Genomic DNA, 18001 nt, shown 5'->3' on the forward strand with positions numbered 1-18001 from the left:
ACTATTGCCTCAGAAATCAATTTGTTTCTTTCTACTCATTTTGTTATTCAACAAATTTATTATGATTTCCTTTTATTTTCTCTGATTTTTTTCTGTTTGCTTCCTATATCTCCCTCTCTCAATTAGATACCTGCGTATGAGAGCTATATTTTGAAATAATCTCACACCAAAAGCAAACACCGCAGCTAAATAGAGATCGATTCCTAACTGGACACCTAGAAAAGCAAGGAAAGCAGCTAATGTTACGTTAAAAAAGAAACCTGTAACAAACACTTTCTGATCAAATTTTTCTTCCAGATGTGCCCTCAAGCCACCCAAGAGTGTATCAAAAGCTGCTAATACCGCAATAGATAAGTAATTCGCGTATTCCTCAGGCACTCGAATATCTGTTAATAATCCGAGCAAGACACCTACTATTAAAAAAAGCACCGGTAACCACATTACTGTTCACCTGTTTCTGCATTCTCATCTACCTCTAAATAATTCAGTCGAGGCATTTGTTCAAATTTAGGTAAGGACATTTCATCCTCAGCTGTAATGGATAGTTCTAAGTTTTCTATGGCAAATTCATCCTTAGACTTACTTACTTGCATATAATCAAGTAGACGCTTAGGGCTTTGTGTTAATACCTTAATTTCAACCGGTAACGGAGGGATTGGATGATTGTTAACGTACGTATTTCCATTAACATCTCGTATTGGTGATATGTTGGTTATTCTCTCATTGCCAATCGCTATATCTGTAGCCCCGTATGTATTCAGTTCATTTATAAGTCTTTGAAGTAAACTAGGTGAAATCGTGGGGTAGGTTTGAGACGAATTTAATTCTTGAAAAATTGGTTTAACAGTAATTCGAATTCCATCCCCTTCTACCTCTGTCAAACCAGCCTTTTTTCTTAATTCAATGATGGATTGTTTCAAAGTAGCAACCTTTTCTGTTTGGGATTGGCCTTCATACTGCTGTATCATCTCATCTAACTCAGAAATACGACTATATAATTGTTGCTGTATTTTCTGTTGTTCCTGTAAATCAGTACGTACCTCCCAAAGGTCTCTAGTATCACGTTCTTCAGGTATTTGGTTGCTTTGAAATTGGATAGCAACCATAAAACCTACTAAAGCAAATATGAAGGAAAAAATGATTTTACTACGTAGCTTCATGTATTTCACCTTTCCCCTGTAACCTTTGAGCCCATTGAGATATTGGCTTGTTTTTCCATCTTCACTTCGACATTATCATTCACGAGTTGATCAACAACTCCATGCTTCAATTCTAAACTAGGCATCAATACATCTTGATCACCTATAGCCGTAATCACAAAAGGTGCTGGATGTTGTACACCATCTACAGTAACAACAGGTCCAGTACAAGCAATATAACTATCTCGGTACAAACGTTGACCATTTATTGCGATAGCATTAGCCCCTGATGATAGTAATTCGTTAATAACCTTGTGAATGTGACTTTCGTGAACAATATATTGATTAACATTTTCTTCTGAAGGAATATAATCGGAATCTTTTAAAGTGACTTTTATCCCTTGTCCTTGTACTGGTACTTCACCGGTTAATTTTTGAAGCTGCTTTTTATCTTCAACGTAATTGCCTAAAGTTTTTTCTTGCGTAGCTAAGTTTTCTTCCAGAGATTGGATTTTATCCTTTTTTTCTTCTACTTCATTTCTAAGTTCTTTATTCTGCTTTTCAATATTAATTAGTTGTTGGCGATAATAATAATCTTTCTCTAATTGTTGATCGCTTAGTTGAACTATTTGTGGATCTTTTTTGGTCTGTTGATAACTGAATGCTACTAAAAAACCGGATAATAGGAGAACAAAGGAGAAAATGACATGTTTACCCGTCGTTTTCATTCTCGTTCTCTCCTTTTTCTTCGTCAGTAGAATATGCCTCGAAGTATGCTCCTACATCAATGTGAATAATTCCTTTTTGAGATGAATCAAGTTGCGAAACAATTGATGGATATGAACGCATCTTCTGAGAGAAATTCCTAATAGAAGCATCAACCTCATAGCCATCATTCATATACAAATGAATTTTATATGGATTTTGATCTGTAGGTGACCAATGAATTTCAGAAATTAATTGGGTGATGCTGTCTGGAAGTTGTTTAAGTTCTTTAGTCATTTCTTCTAAATATTTTTGACCATTCCAGCCGACTAAAATCGGCGCATCTCCAGTAGGTGTTTTTAATTCATAGGAAGTTAAACTGTTCCCATTTGCTAAAATAGGGTAATAACTACCATCGTTTTGGACGTAACCTACTCGTTCAACCTCATTAATGTTTATGGAAATTGTTGTAGGAAATTGCTTGTCTACTTTAACCGATTGAATTTGCTCATGCTCTTCTAGTTTTTTTGCTACTGTCTCTCCATTTACTTTCCAGAAATTATCCTCTGTCGATACACCACTAATCGAAAGTATATCTTCTTTTTCCACATGCTCATTGCCTTTAATATTTATCGTTTGGAGATGACTTAACGAGGATTGCAGGTAAAGAATCACGGCGATTAGCAAAAAGAATAAAGACAAATACAAGATCAAGCGACGATTGGCTTTTTTCTTACGTGCCTCTTTTAGCTTGGGTATTCGATCTTCAATCGAAACTATCTTCTTTTCTGCCATGGAAAATTCCCCTGCCCATTCAATTTTTACATAAGGAAACGGCATACTAGATGCCGTTCTTATGCATAACTGAATTATATCATATATACTTACAAAATTCGTTATCTTTCCATATTAAATCGCCACAAAATCAACTATTAATAGTTTTGTTTTAAAGAAAAATCTCACAAAATAATAGGAATGGTTTAGTTACTATTTGTTCATCTATAGAGTGGGCAATAATAAGCGCTAAAAAACAAAAAAGGAAGTTTCTAAATGATTAAGCAAATTCACTTTGAATTATGTAAGTAAAACCCTTATTTCCGGAGCATCTTCATTATCAACCTCAAAACATTTACCCGATTCAATTAGCGTCAAAACATTCTATTAAGAATAACCCTTGTTTATTTTTGCAAAATAACAATCGACCATCCAATTCTCAGTTCAATTTTATCATTACTATCTTGATTTGTGATGTCAAAATCGCTTTAGAAAGTTTTTCTTCATATGCAAAAATAAGTAATATTGTTAAATAATGTTTTTATTAGAAAATAAAGTATCTCACCTTCAATCATAATGGCCACATTAATAAAAACCATTTTTTCATGAATTTTAAAACCCCCCTGTTTATGAACAGAGGGGGAATAGTTATAACCTAGCGTACTTACTTATATTTAATAATATACCAACCGAGCAAAGGGTAAGTGTTAATGAGGAACCTCCATAGCTCAAGAACGGCAAGGTAATACCTGTAACAGGCATGAGGCCTGTTACAACACTAATGTTAATCATGACTTGAATGGAAATCATACCAACAATCCCCAAAGCCAATAAACTTCCAAACATATCCGGAGCTCCGAGGGCGACTCGTACTCCTCTCCATAATAATAGGAAGAATAATAAAATGACGAATGTACCACCAATAAAGCCAAGCTCTTCTGCTAGAATTGCAAAAATAAAATCGGTTTGTGGCTCAGGTAGGTAAAAGAATTTTTGAAGGCTTTGTCCTAATCCTAGCCCCATAAGCCCACCTGGTCCTATTGCATATAAGGATTGGATGATTTGAAAGCCTGCTCCTAAAGGGTCCTCCCAAGGGTTTAAAAAAGCTGTTATTCGGGCTATTCGATAAGGAGCAGATGCAATTAGTGCTACAAAACCAACAACCCCCAGTAAGGCTAGTCCTGCAAAATGTGAAATCCTAGCTCCAGATACGAAGATCATTAGCATACAAGTACCAACAAGTACTACACCTGTTCCTAAATCTGGTTGTAGCATAATAATACCAAAGGCTAAAAATACGAGTGATAAAGATGGAACAAACCCTTTACGAAATGATGTAATTTTCTTTTGATTCTCTGCTAAGTATTTAGCCAAAAAAATGATAAGCCCGAGTTTCATAAATTCAGATGGCTGGATACTAAAAGCACCAACACCTATCCAACTTTGTGCTCCACCTCTTACCATCCCTACTCCTGGAATTAGGACAGCAATTAACAGAACGAAGCAAACCAATAACATCCCCTTGGATATATTTCTCCAAGTTAAATAAGGGATATTCATTATTCCGAACATCGCTACAATTCCAACCGTTGCAAATAATAACTGACGCTTAGCAAAAAAGAATGAGTCATCAAATTTATAATCCGCCCATATTGCTGATGCACTATAGACCATCACTACCCCTACTAGAAGTAGTGAAAAAATAATGATCATTAATAGTAAATCCGGTGCGTCTTTTGCCTGATAATTTGATCGATTACGAAACATAAAAAACCCCCTTGATCCGAACGTTAGACCAGGGGGCTGTAGAATGATGTGAATGTAAACAAGCCCCCTACTTTAATGTATGCACCGCGTCCATAAACATGTCCCCTCGCTCTTCAAATGTGCGATATTGATCCCAACTTGCACATGCTGGTGAGAGAAGAATGACATCTCCTTCTTCAGAGATACGATAGGCTTTTTCGGCCGCTTGTTTAACATTATCGACCACATCATATGTCTCTATTCCATATTCTATTGCTAACTGTTTAAATTTTGGAGCTGTTTCCCCAAATAAAATCATTGCTTTTACATTTTTTAGATAAGGTGCTAAATCATCTAAAGCATTGCCTCTATCTAGACCACCTGCTAACAAAATCGTTGGTTGCTTAAATGCTTGTAGTGCATTTTTTGTAGCTAGCATATTCGTTGCTTTTGAATCATTATAAAATTTTCTTCCTTGAACCTCTTTGACAAATTGCATGCGATGCTCTACTCCAGAGAATGTTTTAAGCACTTGTTGTATGCCTTCGTTCGTAGCACCACTTAATTTAGATGCACCAACTGCCGCCATAATATTTTCTAAATTGTGTTTACCTGCCAGCATAATCTCATCAAGAGCAATTATGCATTCTTCTTTATAAAAAAGATAATCTTCATCACACCATATACCCTTTGGTTCTTTACGTTCCAAGGAAAAAGGGACAGCCTGACTGGCAGCAGAAGAAGTGAGCTCTCGAACTATTTCCTGATCTGCATTAAAAACTAAATAATCATCAGCATGTTGATGGGCAAATAGCTGGGATTTCGACCAGCCATAATGTTCCATTGTTTTATGATAATCCAAATGAGCTTCATATAAGTTCAAGAACACTGCAATATGTGGCTTAAATATTTCTGTTCCAATCAATTGGAATGAGGAAAGTTCTACTACCATTGTTTCTTGGTCCTTTGTGGTTTGAGCCACTTCACAAGCTACTTTACCTATATTCCCAGCTAGTTTAGCTGCTTTATCACTAGCCTTTAACATCTCAAACACAAGTGTCGTGGTAGTAGTTTTACCGTTTGAACCGGTAATGCCAATCATGTTGTCACCATTCAGTCTATACGCCAGTTCCACTTCTGTAACAACAGGTAACCCTCTTCTTAATGCTTCTTTAACAATTGGATTGGTATATGGTATCCCAGGGTTTTTAACTACATAATCTATATCATCTAACACAGACATTGGATGGCTACCTGTTATAACGTCAATACCTAAATCTCCTAATGTTCTAGCTTGAGGGTTTTCCTCATATGGCTTTTGATCATTTACGCGAACCTGAACACCACTTTGATGCAATAGCTTCGCAGCAGCTTCCCCAGACTTCGCTAAACCTAAAACAAGGACATGATTATATTGAAAGTTTATTAATTGTTTCAACTAATCCACACCTCAATAAAAATACCTAGTCCTGCAAAAAGAAATGCTACTAACCAAAAAGTTGTAACTACTCGCCACTCTGACCAACCCATTAATTCATAATGATGATGAAGTGGGGACATTTTAAATACTCGTTTTCCAGTTGTTTTATATGCAATAACCTGAATAATAACAGAAAGCGTTTCAAGAACAAAAACACCGCCAATTATAACTAGGATAATTTCAAGCTTTGTTAAAATGGCAATTGCAGCAATAGCTCCTCCTAAAGCTAAAGAGCCCGTATCACCCATAAATACTTTAGCAGGATGAGCATTAAATACTAAGAAACCTAATAAGGCTCCAACAATAGCTAAAGAAAACACACCTATTTCAAACTGAGGCTGACCATGCCATGCAAGTATTCCAAATGCTCCAAATGCAATAGCTGCTGTTCCAGCTAAAAGACCATCAAGTCCGTCGGTTAAATTCACTGCATTTGAAGAACCAACTAGCATAACTAATATTAGAAGTGCGTAGCCCCAGCCTAATTCTAGCTGTTGGTTTACTATTGGAATTTCTATATAGGTAGGAAATCCATTTCGATTAATAATATAGTAAAATACTGCAGCGATAATGATTTGACCAATCATTTTTTGCTTTGATGTTAAGCCAAGATTTCTTTTCATTGCTATTTTTATAAAATCATCCAAGAAACCTAGTAATCCATAACCAATCATAACGAATAATAATAAGAATACTTCCACACTCATAGGATTAGGATTGAATTTAGAAGTCATTATAAGTGTCGTAATACTTACAGATACTAATATCATCATGCCTCCCATAGTAGGAGTACCCTGCTTTTTCATGTGAGATTTTGGACCTTCATCTCGAATCGATTGACCAAATTTTAATCTTCTTAAGAATGGTATAAAAATTGGTGAGATGAGGACGGTAATTAAAAATGCGATTGCCATGGTGATTAATAAAACTGTAGTGTTCATCGTGTTCCTCCTTTAATAGCTTACAACCGTCCGAAATGATTATTCTTTCTCAACAAGATGTTCAAGTAGTGTTTCAAACTCCATTAGTCGAGATGCTTTAAGCAAGATAACCGTTTCCTCACTTAAAGTTGACTCTAAAATATCAACTGCTTCTTCTTTTGTTTTGAAGGAGTGAGCTTCAATTGCAAGTTCTTTCTTCTTCATCTCCTCCACTATATAAGGAGCTTCTTCTCCAATGGCAATCACCATATCAATAGGCTCGGAGATTGCATCAGCTATAGAACGATGCAACATTTCGCTAAGTGCCCCTAATTCAAATATATCCCCTAAAACTAAAATCTTTCTAGAAAAATTCGGTAATTCTTTCACAACATCTATAGAGGCCTTCATTGAGGTAGGGGAAGCATTATATGCATCATTTAAAATGGTAGTTCCATATTTACCAGTGATTCGTTCGAGTCTCATTCCTGTAAGTTCTATAGAAGATAGCCCCTCTTGAATGTGTTCTTGATTCATATTTAATAACTCACCAATAATAATCGCAAAGCTTGCATTTTTTACGTTGTGATTCCCTGGAACCTGAATCATATAATTTATATTCTGATTTATGGTAAAGCGAGTTCCCGTGTCATCCATTTTACAATCAGAAAGTACAAATTTATTTTTTTCATCAAACCCACAGGAAAGAACACCCTCCCGTGTATGAAGTGGTGCTAATAAAGGCTCATCCCCATCTATGATTACTTTACCGTTTGATTTCAGTCCAGCTAGAATCTCAGTCTTTGCTTGAGCAATACCTTCTCTTGAACCAAGATTTTCAATATGGGACTCCCCAATGTTTGTAATTACCGCTACATCTGGTTCAGAAATGAAAGAAAGTCGCTCTATTTCACCAAAATGATTCATTCCCATTTCTAATACAAGCACCTCGGTAGTCTGATCCATTGATAAAATGGTTAATGGTAAGCCAATGTGATTATTAAAATTTCCTTTTGTTTTATGTGTTTTGTAGTTTTGGGATAAGACAGAAGCAATGAAATCTTTCGTTGTAGTCTTACCATTTGATCCAGTTACCCCAATCACTTTAGGATTGATCTCTGTTCTAAATGTATGAGCTAACTGTTGCAAGGCAATTAGCGTATCATCTACCAAAAATAACGGGAAATCAGTAGGAACAAATTCTGGAATAGGCTTTTCTTTATTCCAAAATGCTGCCACTGCACCATTATTTATAGCAGACTTTAAAAAAGAATGTCCGTCAAATGTTTCTCCTTCTAAAGGCACAAACAATCCTCTATCAGTTTTTTGTCTTGTATCTGTATAGATATGATGGATAGGGATCTCTGTATCAGCAGCCCCTTTATATTCAGGGAAGTATGCTGCCATCCATTTTGTAGTAAACTTCATAAATATGATCTCCTTTTATTGGTTATGAGCCAATATACTTTCTCTTGCTACTTCACGATCATCAAAGTGTAATGTTTGACCATTTATTTCTTGGTAAGTCTCATGACCTTTTCCTGCAATCAATACTACATCAGAACTATCAGCCTGCTCTATTGCTTTATGAATTGCCTCTTTACGGTCCTGTATAACGATATAAGACCCTTCTTCAACACCAGCCTCCATGTCAGCTATTATACTAGCAGGATCTTCACTTCTGGGGTTATCTGATGTGAAGATTGCTTGATCAGCATATTTAACAGCTACTTGTGCCATTAATGGTCGTTTTTTCTTATCTCGATCTCCGCCGCAGCCTACTACAACAAAAATTCGTTTTGTGGCAAAGCTCTTGATTGTTTGAAGCACATTCTCCAGTGAATCAGGGGTGTGAGCATAATCAACTATCACCCCGAAATCTTGCCCACTCAATATAGGTTCAAAACGACCACTTACCCCAGGAGTATTTTCAAAAGCCTGTTTTATAGTTTCCAAAGAAATACCAGAAATCCAAGCTGCACTAGCAGCGGCGAGCATATTATAGACACTAAATCGGCCTATCAAAGAGCTCTTTACTTCTATTTCACCGTCTGGAGTGGTTAACATAAAAGTAGTACCTTGTGCTGTTACATATAATTGCTGAGCAGTTATATCTGCATGACTGTCAATTCCATATGTAATTACTTCCTGCGCAGTACTTTTCATTAAAGATGTATAGTGAGGATCATCTTGATTTAATACCGCGTATTTTACATTAGACTTATATGCATTCCCTAATTGCGAGAATAACAATGATTTAGCTCGCAAATAATCATCCATATCCTTATGAAAATCTAAGTGATCTTGTGATAGATTTGTAAATACTGCTACATCAAAATCACAACCGTGAACTCTACCTAAATCTAATGCATGAGAGGAAACTTCCATAACAGCTGTATCCACTTTTTGTTCTGCCATCTTAGCGAAATTCTTTTGTAAGAATAACGAATCGGGGGTAGTGTTTTTCACCTCATATTCTTCGTTGCCAATTTTCATCTGAATAGTTCCAATTAATCCAGTCTGTTGTTGACTCGTTTGAAAAATGGAGTCAATTAAGTAAGAGGTTGTTGTTTTTCCATTTGTCCCTGTAACCCCTATTAAGCGAAATTGTTGAGTGGGGTTATTGAAATAATGATTTGCCAATTTAGACATAGCACGTTGACTATCGTTTACAATAATCACAGGTATAGAAACAGGAAGAGGGCGTTCTGCCACAATGGCAGTAGCCCCTTTTTCTTCAGCTTGTTTAGCAAAATCATGACCATCCACTGTGTATCCATTAATGCAAATAAATACATTACCACGTTGGACAGCTCGAGAATCCATTTCTAAGCCTGTCACATCTATATGTTCAATTGATTTTGTTGTCCGATAAACACGAAGAGCCTTGATTAAGTTTGTTAGCTTCATTGTGACGACTCCTTACTTTTGGTATATGTGCCGCTCTTATTATAGCAAAGACTAGACTACTCTGCGATTATTCCTTTAATGAGAATGTGACTTTTTTAATTCATCTTTTGGTTCTTGATCTGTCATGTATAATCTAACTTTCGCTCCTTGCTCCACCTTCTCACCAGCTTTTGGTGCCTGGTCTACAATATAGTTACCTGAACCACTTGTTTCAATGGATAGATTCACCATGTATTGTGTTAAATCCTTCTTTTCTAAACCAATTAGATCTGGGACTTCTACTAAAGGTTGGTCTGGCCATGCGACTTCCTTTTCTATACCATCTTTCTGTTTTTCTACTCCTAATGCACGAAGGCTATCTTCCATTATGTTTCCAACAATTGGTGCTGCAACTACTCCACCAAACTGCACAGTATTTTTGGGGTTATCAATGGCTAAGTAAACTACAATTTCAGGATCATTTGCAGGCGCAAAACCGATGAAGGATACAATATGGTTATTGCTCATATAACGTCCATCTTCTCCTACTTTTTGAGCTGTTCCTGTCTTACCTCCAACACGATAGCCCTCAACATAAGCTCCACGACCTGTTCCTTGAGCTACAACACTTTCTAGAGATTTACGTATTTCAGCACTAGTTTCTTCAGAAATGACTTGATCCTTCAACATTGGTTCTGATTGTTCTACAATTTCCCCAGATGCCGGATCTACCCATTCTTTGGCTATATATGGTTGATAAAGTTTGCCACCATTCACAGCTGCTGCAACTGCCGCTACTTGCTGAATAGGAGTAACAGACACCCCTTGACCGAACGCGGTGGTTGCTAATTCTACTGGACCGACACGATCTTCTTTAAAGAGGATACCTGTCCCTTCCCCTTGAAGGTCAATCCCTGTTTTCTTTCCAAAACCGAAGTCTCTAATATATGAAAATAATTTTTCTTTTCCTAGTTTTTCACCTAATGAAACGAAACCAGGGTTACAGGAGTTTTGCACAACCTCCAAATAAGATTGACTACCATGTCCTCCACGTTTCCAACAATGAAGCGTAGCTCCGTCAACTTTTATTGATCCACTATCATGAAAATGATCATCCTCTAAATCTACTAAACCTTCTTCTAGAGCACTAGCCAGTGTAATAATTTTAAACGTTGAACCCGGCTCATATGTACTCCATACAGGTAAATTACGATTATAGACTTCTTGTTTTACATTTTGATAATTTTCCGGATTAAAAGTTGGTCTACTGGACATAGCTAAGACTTCTCCAGTATCAGGATCTAACGCAATAGCAACTGCTCCATCTGGGTTATATTTTGCTTCAGCGTTATCAAGTTCTCTTTCAATAATTGTTTGCACTCGATCATCAATTGTTAGCTTTAGATTGTACCCATCTTTAGGGGATTCGTAAACATCAGCAATTTTTGGCATGCGACGTCCTTTTGCATCAGAAAAAAACGATAAGTGACCTTTTTCACCACTTAATTGCTCATCATAGTATAACTCAAGCCCCATTAAACCTTGGTTATCAATTCCACTGAAACCTAAAACATGTGATAAATATTCATCTTTAGGGTAGTGACGTTTAGAGTCCTCCGCTATATAAACACCTTCAAGGTTTAATTGACGTACCTTATCTGCCACTTCCTCTGTAATTTTTCTCCCCTCAGGATGAATACGTTCAATTGAAATTTGTTTTGTTACATGCTTCAATGCTTTCTCATAATTCATTTCAAGCACTTCTGCTAGCTTTTGGGCTGTCTCTTCTGGATTGCTTATTTGCCTTGGTACAACCATTACCGTAGGAGCAGACACATTTTCGGCGAGCACTACTCCATTACGATCCAAAATATCTCCCCGTTCAGGTTCGAAAGGAATATCACGGCTCCAAGAATTTTTCGCCTTTTCCATTAGCTGATCGCCAATAATAAACTGTACATATCCTAAACGGATATCGATAACAGCAAATACAACAATGGCCAAAAGAAAAACAGTGACCAACCGTTTTCTTAACGTAACATTGGATACTCGTTTCATGGTACATCCCCTTTTTGTCCATGCTATGCTTGTATCCATTTTATGTAACGTTAGAAATGATTAGAACACTGTCTCTTTATTGCACCTATTCCTCTGAATCTATGTTTGATTGCTGCATAGATCGTTCGTTTTGATTTTCAGAAGAATTCCCCTCTGTATCCTCCTGATTTGGGGACTTAAGCTCCACAACAAGGTAGCTCCCTTTAGTAATAGTAGAACCTTCTTGGACACTCTGTTTATAGACGAATCCATTCCCTATCTTCTCCATTTTAAGGTCTAAAATGGATGCTAATTTTAATGCATCCCTCATTGACCAGCCATTCATATCTGGCATTTGAATTTTACCTTTGGTTAATAAGAATATTTTTTCACTTTTCAGGAACTCCGAACCAGATTTAGGCAACATTTTTATTACTTTTTCACCATTTCCAAGAACAATCGGATCAGCACCTTGCTCTTTTAATTCAGATGCTGCTTTCGAGGCAGATTCCCCAACATAATCTTGAAGATTGTTTGCCTCTACGTTGATAGCATCTTTATTTTTATCAGGCTGAATATTTAAGTAACGCAAACTATTTTCCATAACTGTGTTAAAAATATCAGATACCGGATCAGTACCTAATTCACCTGGTTCTAAACTAGGTTGCTTCACACTAACATACATCATCAATTCCGGATCCTCTTTTGGTGCCATACCTAGAAAAGAAAAGATGTAATTTTCTCTTCCTGTCATATAGCCACCTGTTTCTGAATCAGGTATTTGTGCTGTACCGGTCTTACCAGCGACTGAGTACCCATTTAATTGATAAGCTTTCCCGGTTCCATGCTCTCCTGTAACTACTTCCCCTAATAATTCCCTTACTGATTTTGCAGTAGTAGCATCTATTGGTTCTCCTGCTACTTTAGGTTCTGACTTTTCAAGAATGTTTCCGGAAGAAGGATCCGTTACACTTGATATCACATAAGGCTTCATCATCTTTCCATCATTCGCTATAGATGTAGCAGCCATCATTTGTTGAATAGGGGTTACCGTTGATCCTTGACCAAATGCAGTTGTAATTTTTTCAATAGGATAATTATAAAGAAGTCGACCTGCTTCTTCACCTGGTAGATCGATTCCAGTTTTTTCAGTTAGACCAAATTCCTTATAATATTCTGCAAATCGCTCAGGTCCTAGCTTTTCCCATAAAAGTTTAGCTGCTGCTACGTTAGAAGAACGTTGAATACCTTCGTCATAAGTGATTGCTCCCCACCCATCTCGATTGTGGTCATAAATTCTACGACCTTCGCCATCTACTTGATAGGAACCAGATTGATACACTTCATCTCCGTCATATACACCAGCATCCATCGCAGCTGCTAACGTGAAAATTTTCATCGTTGAACCTGGCTCATAAGGGTAGGCAATAACATCGTTATACCAATTATCAATCCCTTTTCTGTTGTTAGGGTTAAAACTAGGTCGGTTGCTGAGTGCTAACACTTCACCGGTTTTTGGATCCATAACAACCGCCATCATTTGAGATGGAGAGTATTCTTCGTCAACTTGATTCATAGCATCTTCTAGAAATGTTTGAATCTTTTGATCGAGTGTTAATTGAACGTTTGCTCCATCCTGAGGTTTCTTTATAACTTCTTCAGGGTTTAAGAGTTTCATATTATACTTATCACGTTGATAGGAAATGCCACCGTCTTCTTCTTGTAATTGCTTTTCCATTTGCTTCTCAATACCCATAACACCTTCAATTGTCTCGGAATTCTCTTTGTTTTGAGCAAATCCTAAAACGTGAGAAGCAAAAGTTCCGTTAGGATAATAGCGCTTCGCTTGTTCAGTGAATTTAATTCCTGCTAAATCCATTTTTTCAATCTTTTCTTTTTTATCTTGAGAAAGGTATCTACCTTTTGCGCCAAACTCCACCTGGAAGCGGTTATTGCTTTTACCATTTTCAATTTGATTTACTATTTCTTGTTGTTTCATGTCTAGTACAGGCGCTAGCTTTTCTGCTGTTTGCTCAGCATTCTCAACATGTAGAGCTTCTTCTGAATCTTTTGAATAAGCTTTATCAACAATGGCATAGATGCTATACGTCGGACGGTCATAGGCTAGTGTCATTCCATTGCGATCGACAATTTTTCCTCGATCTGCATCAATTGTATATGAGCTAGTCCGCTTCTTTTCAGCCCATTTTTCTAAGTTAACACCTTCAATTTCACCTGTGGCTTGAATATAGAAAAATCGGCCAAAAAGAACGACAAACAAAATTGTAAATAACATCATGAACAATTTTGCCATTCTATGGGTCGTACGATTCTTCTTCATACGTGTATGCTCCTTGAACTAGTTACCATTAACTGTATTAGCTTGCTTCACTTTTGATTGACGAACCTTCAATCCATTTTGTTTAGCAATCTCTAAGATACGTTCAGGATTACTAAGCTCTTTAATTTCATACTTTAGATTTTCATTTTCAACCTGCTGTTTATCAATTTTATTCTCTAATTGTTGAAGGTCTCTGTTCAATTGGTCTGTAGTAGAAGCATGCGATACAACAAACACACTAGCAGCAAGCGCAGCTGCACTTACAAGTGAATATAAGAATTTTTCCCCTGTGGAGACCCATCTCTTTCTATGTACATGGACCTTCACTTGTTCTTGCGTTTGTTTTTGATTACTCCGCTCTGGTTGTTCAACATGTAACTTTCTCGCATTTGAACTCATCTCTTTTTCCACCTTTCATCATCTCGAAATGTTTCTTTCCAAGGACGAATTTTTTCTACTACCCTTAGTTTCGCAGATCGTGCTCTACGATTTTGTTCCAGCTCATCCTCACTTGGAACAATGGGTTTTCGATTCACTAATTCAAATGGAGGTTTCTGTTCTTCTGGTATTACAGGTATTTCTTTTGGTATTGGTGGGTTGCTACTCCACTTCTTAAAGGCTTGTTTACAAATTCGGTCTTCTAATGAATGGAAAGTAATTACAGCTATGCGTCCATTCATAGAGATGACTTCGGCTGCCTGATGAAGAGCATCTTCAAATGCACCCAATTCATCATTTACAGCAATTCGAATTGCTTGGAAAATCCGTTTAGCAGGATGCCCACCCTTTCTTCTAGCAGGAGCTGGGATTGCGTCTTTTAATATTTCAACTAATTGAGAGGTTGTCTCGATAGGTGCAATTTCTCTTTGCTTTTCAATTCCTCTAGCTATTTGTTTAGAGAACTTCTCTTCTCCATACTTAAAGAAAATGCGGACAAGATCGTTAAACTGCCATTCATTTACTACATGATATGCGCTTAACGTTTGCTCTCTATCCATTCTCATATCTAGTCGTGCATCTTGATGATAACTAAAGCCTCTTTCATCTTCATCTAATTGAGGAGATGAAACACCAAGGTCGAACACTATCCCATTAATCTGTTCAATACCCAATTGTTCAAGTTCCGCTTTTAGCTCACGAAAATTTGCGTGAACAAATGTTACACGATCTTGATAGTTATGAAGTCGTTCTTTAGCGTGGTTCAGTGCTACAAGATCTTGGTCAAATGCAATCAAACGCCCACCTTCAGTCAAGCGCTTGGCAATCTCCTCTGAGTGACCTCCACCACCCAAGGTACAATCAACATAAACACCTTTCGGATCTATATCTAATTGAGTGACGGTTTCATCTTTTAATACTGTTATGTGTTCAAACAATGATTTCACCCTTTACATGTATGATTCTTGGATGTCTTGTACATAGTATTAGTTCGTTTTTGGATTGTAATCACTAAAGCGAATACAAACGTCTTATTGCTCATCTTCTTTTAAAAGTTTAAATATCAAAATCCATCATGTTCTCTGCAATTTCGGCGAATGAATCCTCAGATTCTTCGAAGTATGTATCCCAGTGGCCTTTAGCCCAGAATTCTACTCGATTCGATACACCGATAACAACGCATTCTTTATCTAATTCTGCGTATGTTCTTAGTGGTGCTGGGAGGTTGATTCTCCCCTGTTTATCCACTTCACATTCTACTGCTCCTGAAAAGAAGAATCTTGTGAAGGCTCGGGCGTCCTTCTTAGTTAAGGGGAGCTTTTTCAACTTCTCTTCAAGCAACTTCCATTCAGATAGTGGGTATGCGAATAAACAACGATCCAACCCTCGCGTGACGACAAACGTCTCACCGAGCCCTTCTCGAAATTTAGCCGGAACGATAATACGCCCTTTTGTGTCTATATTATGTTGGTACTCCCCCATGAACATATAGACCATCCCCACTTTCTGACTCTAGGGTACCACATTCCTCCACTTTCCACCACCTAAACTTTAATATTCTTCCACCACAAAAAAAATCCTGCCTAATTAGGCAGGATTCACATAATTTTTTTCTAATATAAATGTGTTTGTATAGCTTTTTTGTCTCCATCACCTTTTTTATCCTTCACCAGATTATACAGTGGAGGAATGTGGGAACCCTAATAAACTTTTTGAAGACATTTAATGAGGAGTAACACCTAGCCCTTTTGGTAAAAAAGTGGTGGGCAATATAAATTGGAGGTTAATATAGTTAACTCCCTATCGTCATGTAATAGCCTCTATACAGTAAAGATATCAACTTCCACAAAACAGGAATGAATATCATTCTTTTATAAATAAATCACGTGATGAGGTTTCTTAAAATCATAGGTTAATTCTGTTAGTCTACTTGGTAATTGTGGTCCGTACTGATTCACCCAAGGAAGAACATTCCATATACGCTCTTGAAGCCCACCTTCTGGATGAAGTGTCAGGTCAATTTCATCAAATACTTGTAACTCTCGAGAATGTTTTTCTTCTAATGCATGTTCCATTCTTTCTTGCAAAAATTCCACATCTCTAAACAAGTAGAATAAGTTCTTCTCAGCAACCTGACCAAGATCATCTCTAATTTCATGAGCTTTTTCCTTAAGTGGTCTATGAGCACGTTCAATAGCACGCTTCACTTCATCTGACAATTGCTCAATGGGAGGATAACTTTGCATGGAAATCCATTGACTCTTTTCCTCTGAAACGCCGTTATTAATTGCCGATGTAACATCAATTAAGTGACGATCCAACCACTTCTCACTGGTTCGATCTAATAAAGATAAGGAAAGTCTTGGCATAACAGGTGGCATTTGAACCCCTATTGCTTCAAATGCTGGTTTTAATGTGGACCAATAACCAATTTCTCCAGGTCCACCAATAAAAGCTAAAGTAGGCAGTACTAAATCCTGCATTATGGGACGAGTCACCACATTATTGCTCAATTTTTCTGGAGATTGGTCAGCTACTTCCATTAGTTCATCAGTCGTTAGTCTACATTCCCCTTGTTTTCCTTCCCACGAGCCATCATCTCCACGTACAAGTAAAACTCTATTTTGATTGTACGTATAAAATAAATGGCCATCATGCATGTCAGCTTCTAAATTAACCGAATAGCCTTGTTGGGCAGTGTGGTGAAGTGCTTGAGTCACCCCTTCACTAATAGCTGGTTGCTGATGAATCATTTGTTTAAAATAATTGGATTCCAATGTACGAAGAGAAGGGTGGTGCGCGTCTAATAATACCAACCCTTCATGATCGAATAACGCAAAGATGATACGAGCAAAAAAATCAACAAATGTTTCGGAGGATTCCAATTTTTGATTAAGCATAGTGTATAAATCATTTGTGTAGCTTGATTCACCCAATTGAGTAAACAAACGATCAAGCCATGTTTTAATAGCTTGTTGATCCATTTCCATATCTGAAATGGAACTTTTGTTTAGTTGTTTTTGTAGAATACGGAACTTCTTCATCCTTGGTGAATAAGGCATGTAAATATGGTTAATTTCATCATAATCATGATCTTCACCAGCAATCCAGAACAAAGGAATTACCGGCACCCCAAGTTCGGTCTCTTGTTCTCTAGCCATTACAATAATAGAAACAATTTTGTGGATTGTATAAAGAGGACCTGTAAGCAAACCAGCCTGTTGACCCCCAACCACCACGACACTCTGGTTATCTTTTAAACGTTCAATATTATGGAGCGTTTCATCCGATGCGCCCCATTCCCTATTTAAATGGTGAAGATGAGCAGATAATTCCTCTCTTTGAAATTCACGGTTATTTAATTCCTCGAGCCGTTTATTATATTCCTCTTGTTGAAATGGATTATAGTGAAAATTCCTTAAAGCTTCTAAGGATTCATTACGGTAATCTGTCATGAGTTTATTTTGAGATGTTACATTGATAGGTTGGATCCACATGGATGACCTTCTCCTTTATACTAAATAATCTGTCT

15 protein-coding genes are annotated in these 18001 nt (G+C 37.1%); all 15 read right to left on the reverse strand.

Translation table 11 applies throughout. The features are described 5' to 3' along the window. Positions 1-72: 72 nt before the first annotated feature. Positions 73-441, reverse strand: coding sequence for a small basic family protein (locus tag N782_RS11655; protein WP_036819974.1), 369 nt, complete (start codon positions 439-441; stop codon positions 73-75). After that, positions 441-1160: a DUF881 domain-containing protein gene (locus N782_RS11660; protein WP_036819976.1), complete on the reverse strand. Its 720-nt coding sequence runs from the start codon at positions 1158-1160 to the stop codon at positions 441-443. The genes N782_RS11655 and N782_RS11660 overlap by 1 nt, the downstream gene beginning before the upstream one ends. Positions 1161-1165: 5 nt before the next feature. Further along, positions 1166-1867 (reverse strand): DUF881 domain-containing protein, encoded by a 702-nt coding sequence (locus N782_RS11665; protein ID WP_036819979.1) that lies wholly within the window; start codon positions 1865-1867, stop codon positions 1166-1168. Continuing rightward, the gene (locus N782_RS11670; RefSeq protein WP_036819982.1) at positions 1851-2639 is read right to left on the reverse strand and encodes a cell division protein FtsQ/DivIB; all 789 of its coding nucleotides are present in this window, start codon (positions 2637-2639) and stop codon (positions 1851-1853) included. The genes N782_RS11665 and N782_RS11670 overlap by 17 nt, the downstream gene beginning before the upstream one ends. 627 nt (positions 2640-3266) lie before the next feature. Beyond that, a complete protein-coding gene (gene spoVE / locus N782_RS11675) occupies positions 3267-4385 on the reverse strand; it encodes a stage V sporulation protein E (protein ID WP_036819985.1) in 1119 nt (372 codons plus the stop codon). 67 nt (positions 4386-4452) lie between these two features. After that, positions 4453-5802: a UDP-N-acetylmuramoyl-L-alanine--D-glutamate ligase gene (murD, locus tag N782_RS11680; protein ID WP_036819988.1), complete on the reverse strand. Its 1350-nt coding sequence runs from the start codon at positions 5800-5802 to the stop codon at positions 4453-4455. Then, the gene (gene mraY / locus N782_RS11685; RefSeq protein WP_036819991.1) at positions 5799-6785 is read right to left on the reverse strand and encodes a phospho-N-acetylmuramoyl-pentapeptide-transferase; all 987 of its coding nucleotides are present in this window, start codon (positions 6783-6785) and stop codon (positions 5799-5801) included. Before mraY ends, murD begins: the two co-directional genes overlap by 4 nt. A 39-nt stretch (positions 6786-6824) precedes the next feature. After that, positions 6825-8192, reverse strand: a complete 1368-nt coding sequence (locus N782_RS11690; RefSeq protein ID WP_036819993.1) for a UDP-N-acetylmuramoyl-tripeptide--D-alanyl-D-alanine ligase — start codon at positions 8190-8192, stop codon at positions 6825-6827. Between the two features lie 15 nt (positions 8193-8207). Continuing rightward, positions 8208-9674, reverse strand: a complete 1467-nt coding sequence (locus tag N782_RS11695; RefSeq protein ID WP_036819995.1) for a UDP-N-acetylmuramoyl-L-alanyl-D-glutamate--2,6-diaminopimelate ligase — start codon at positions 9672-9674, stop codon at positions 8208-8210. 75 nt (positions 9675-9749) lie between these two features. Further along, positions 9750-11711, reverse strand: coding sequence for a stage V sporulation protein D (locus N782_RS11700; RefSeq protein ID WP_036819998.1), 1962 nt, complete (start codon positions 11709-11711; stop codon positions 9750-9752). An 85-nt stretch (positions 11712-11796) separates the two neighbouring features. After that, positions 11797-14031, reverse strand: a complete 2235-nt coding sequence (locus N782_RS11705; RefSeq protein WP_036820001.1) for a penicillin-binding protein — start codon at positions 14029-14031, stop codon at positions 11797-11799. Positions 14032-14049: 18 nt separating this feature from the next. Further along, positions 14050-14430: a cell division protein FtsL gene (gene ftsL, locus N782_RS11710; RefSeq protein WP_036820004.1), complete on the reverse strand. Its 381-nt coding sequence runs from the start codon at positions 14428-14430 to the stop codon at positions 14050-14052. Beyond that, complete coding sequence (rsmH, locus tag N782_RS11715; protein WP_036820007.1) at positions 14427-15407, reverse strand: 16S rRNA (cytosine(1402)-N(4))-methyltransferase RsmH; 981 nt, start codon at positions 15405-15407, stop codon at positions 14427-14429. The genes ftsL and rsmH overlap by 4 nt, the downstream gene beginning before the upstream one ends. A 118-nt stretch (positions 15408-15525) precedes the next feature. Further along, complete coding sequence (gene mraZ / locus N782_RS11720; RefSeq protein ID WP_036820010.1) at positions 15526-15957, reverse strand: division/cell wall cluster transcriptional repressor MraZ; 432 nt, start codon at positions 15955-15957, stop codon at positions 15526-15528. A gap of 383 nt (positions 15958-16340) precedes the next feature. Further along, a complete protein-coding gene (gene bshC, locus N782_RS11725; protein ID WP_036820012.1) occupies positions 16341-17966 on the reverse strand; it encodes a bacillithiol biosynthesis cysteine-adding enzyme BshC in 1626 nt (541 codons plus the stop codon). Positions 17967-18001: the final 35 nt, after the last annotated feature.

The organism is Pontibacillus yanchengensis Y32, assembly GCF_000770635.1.
GTDB classification, from domain to species: domain Bacteria; phylum Bacillota; class Bacilli; order Bacillales; family BH030062; genus Pontibacillus; species Pontibacillus yanchengensis.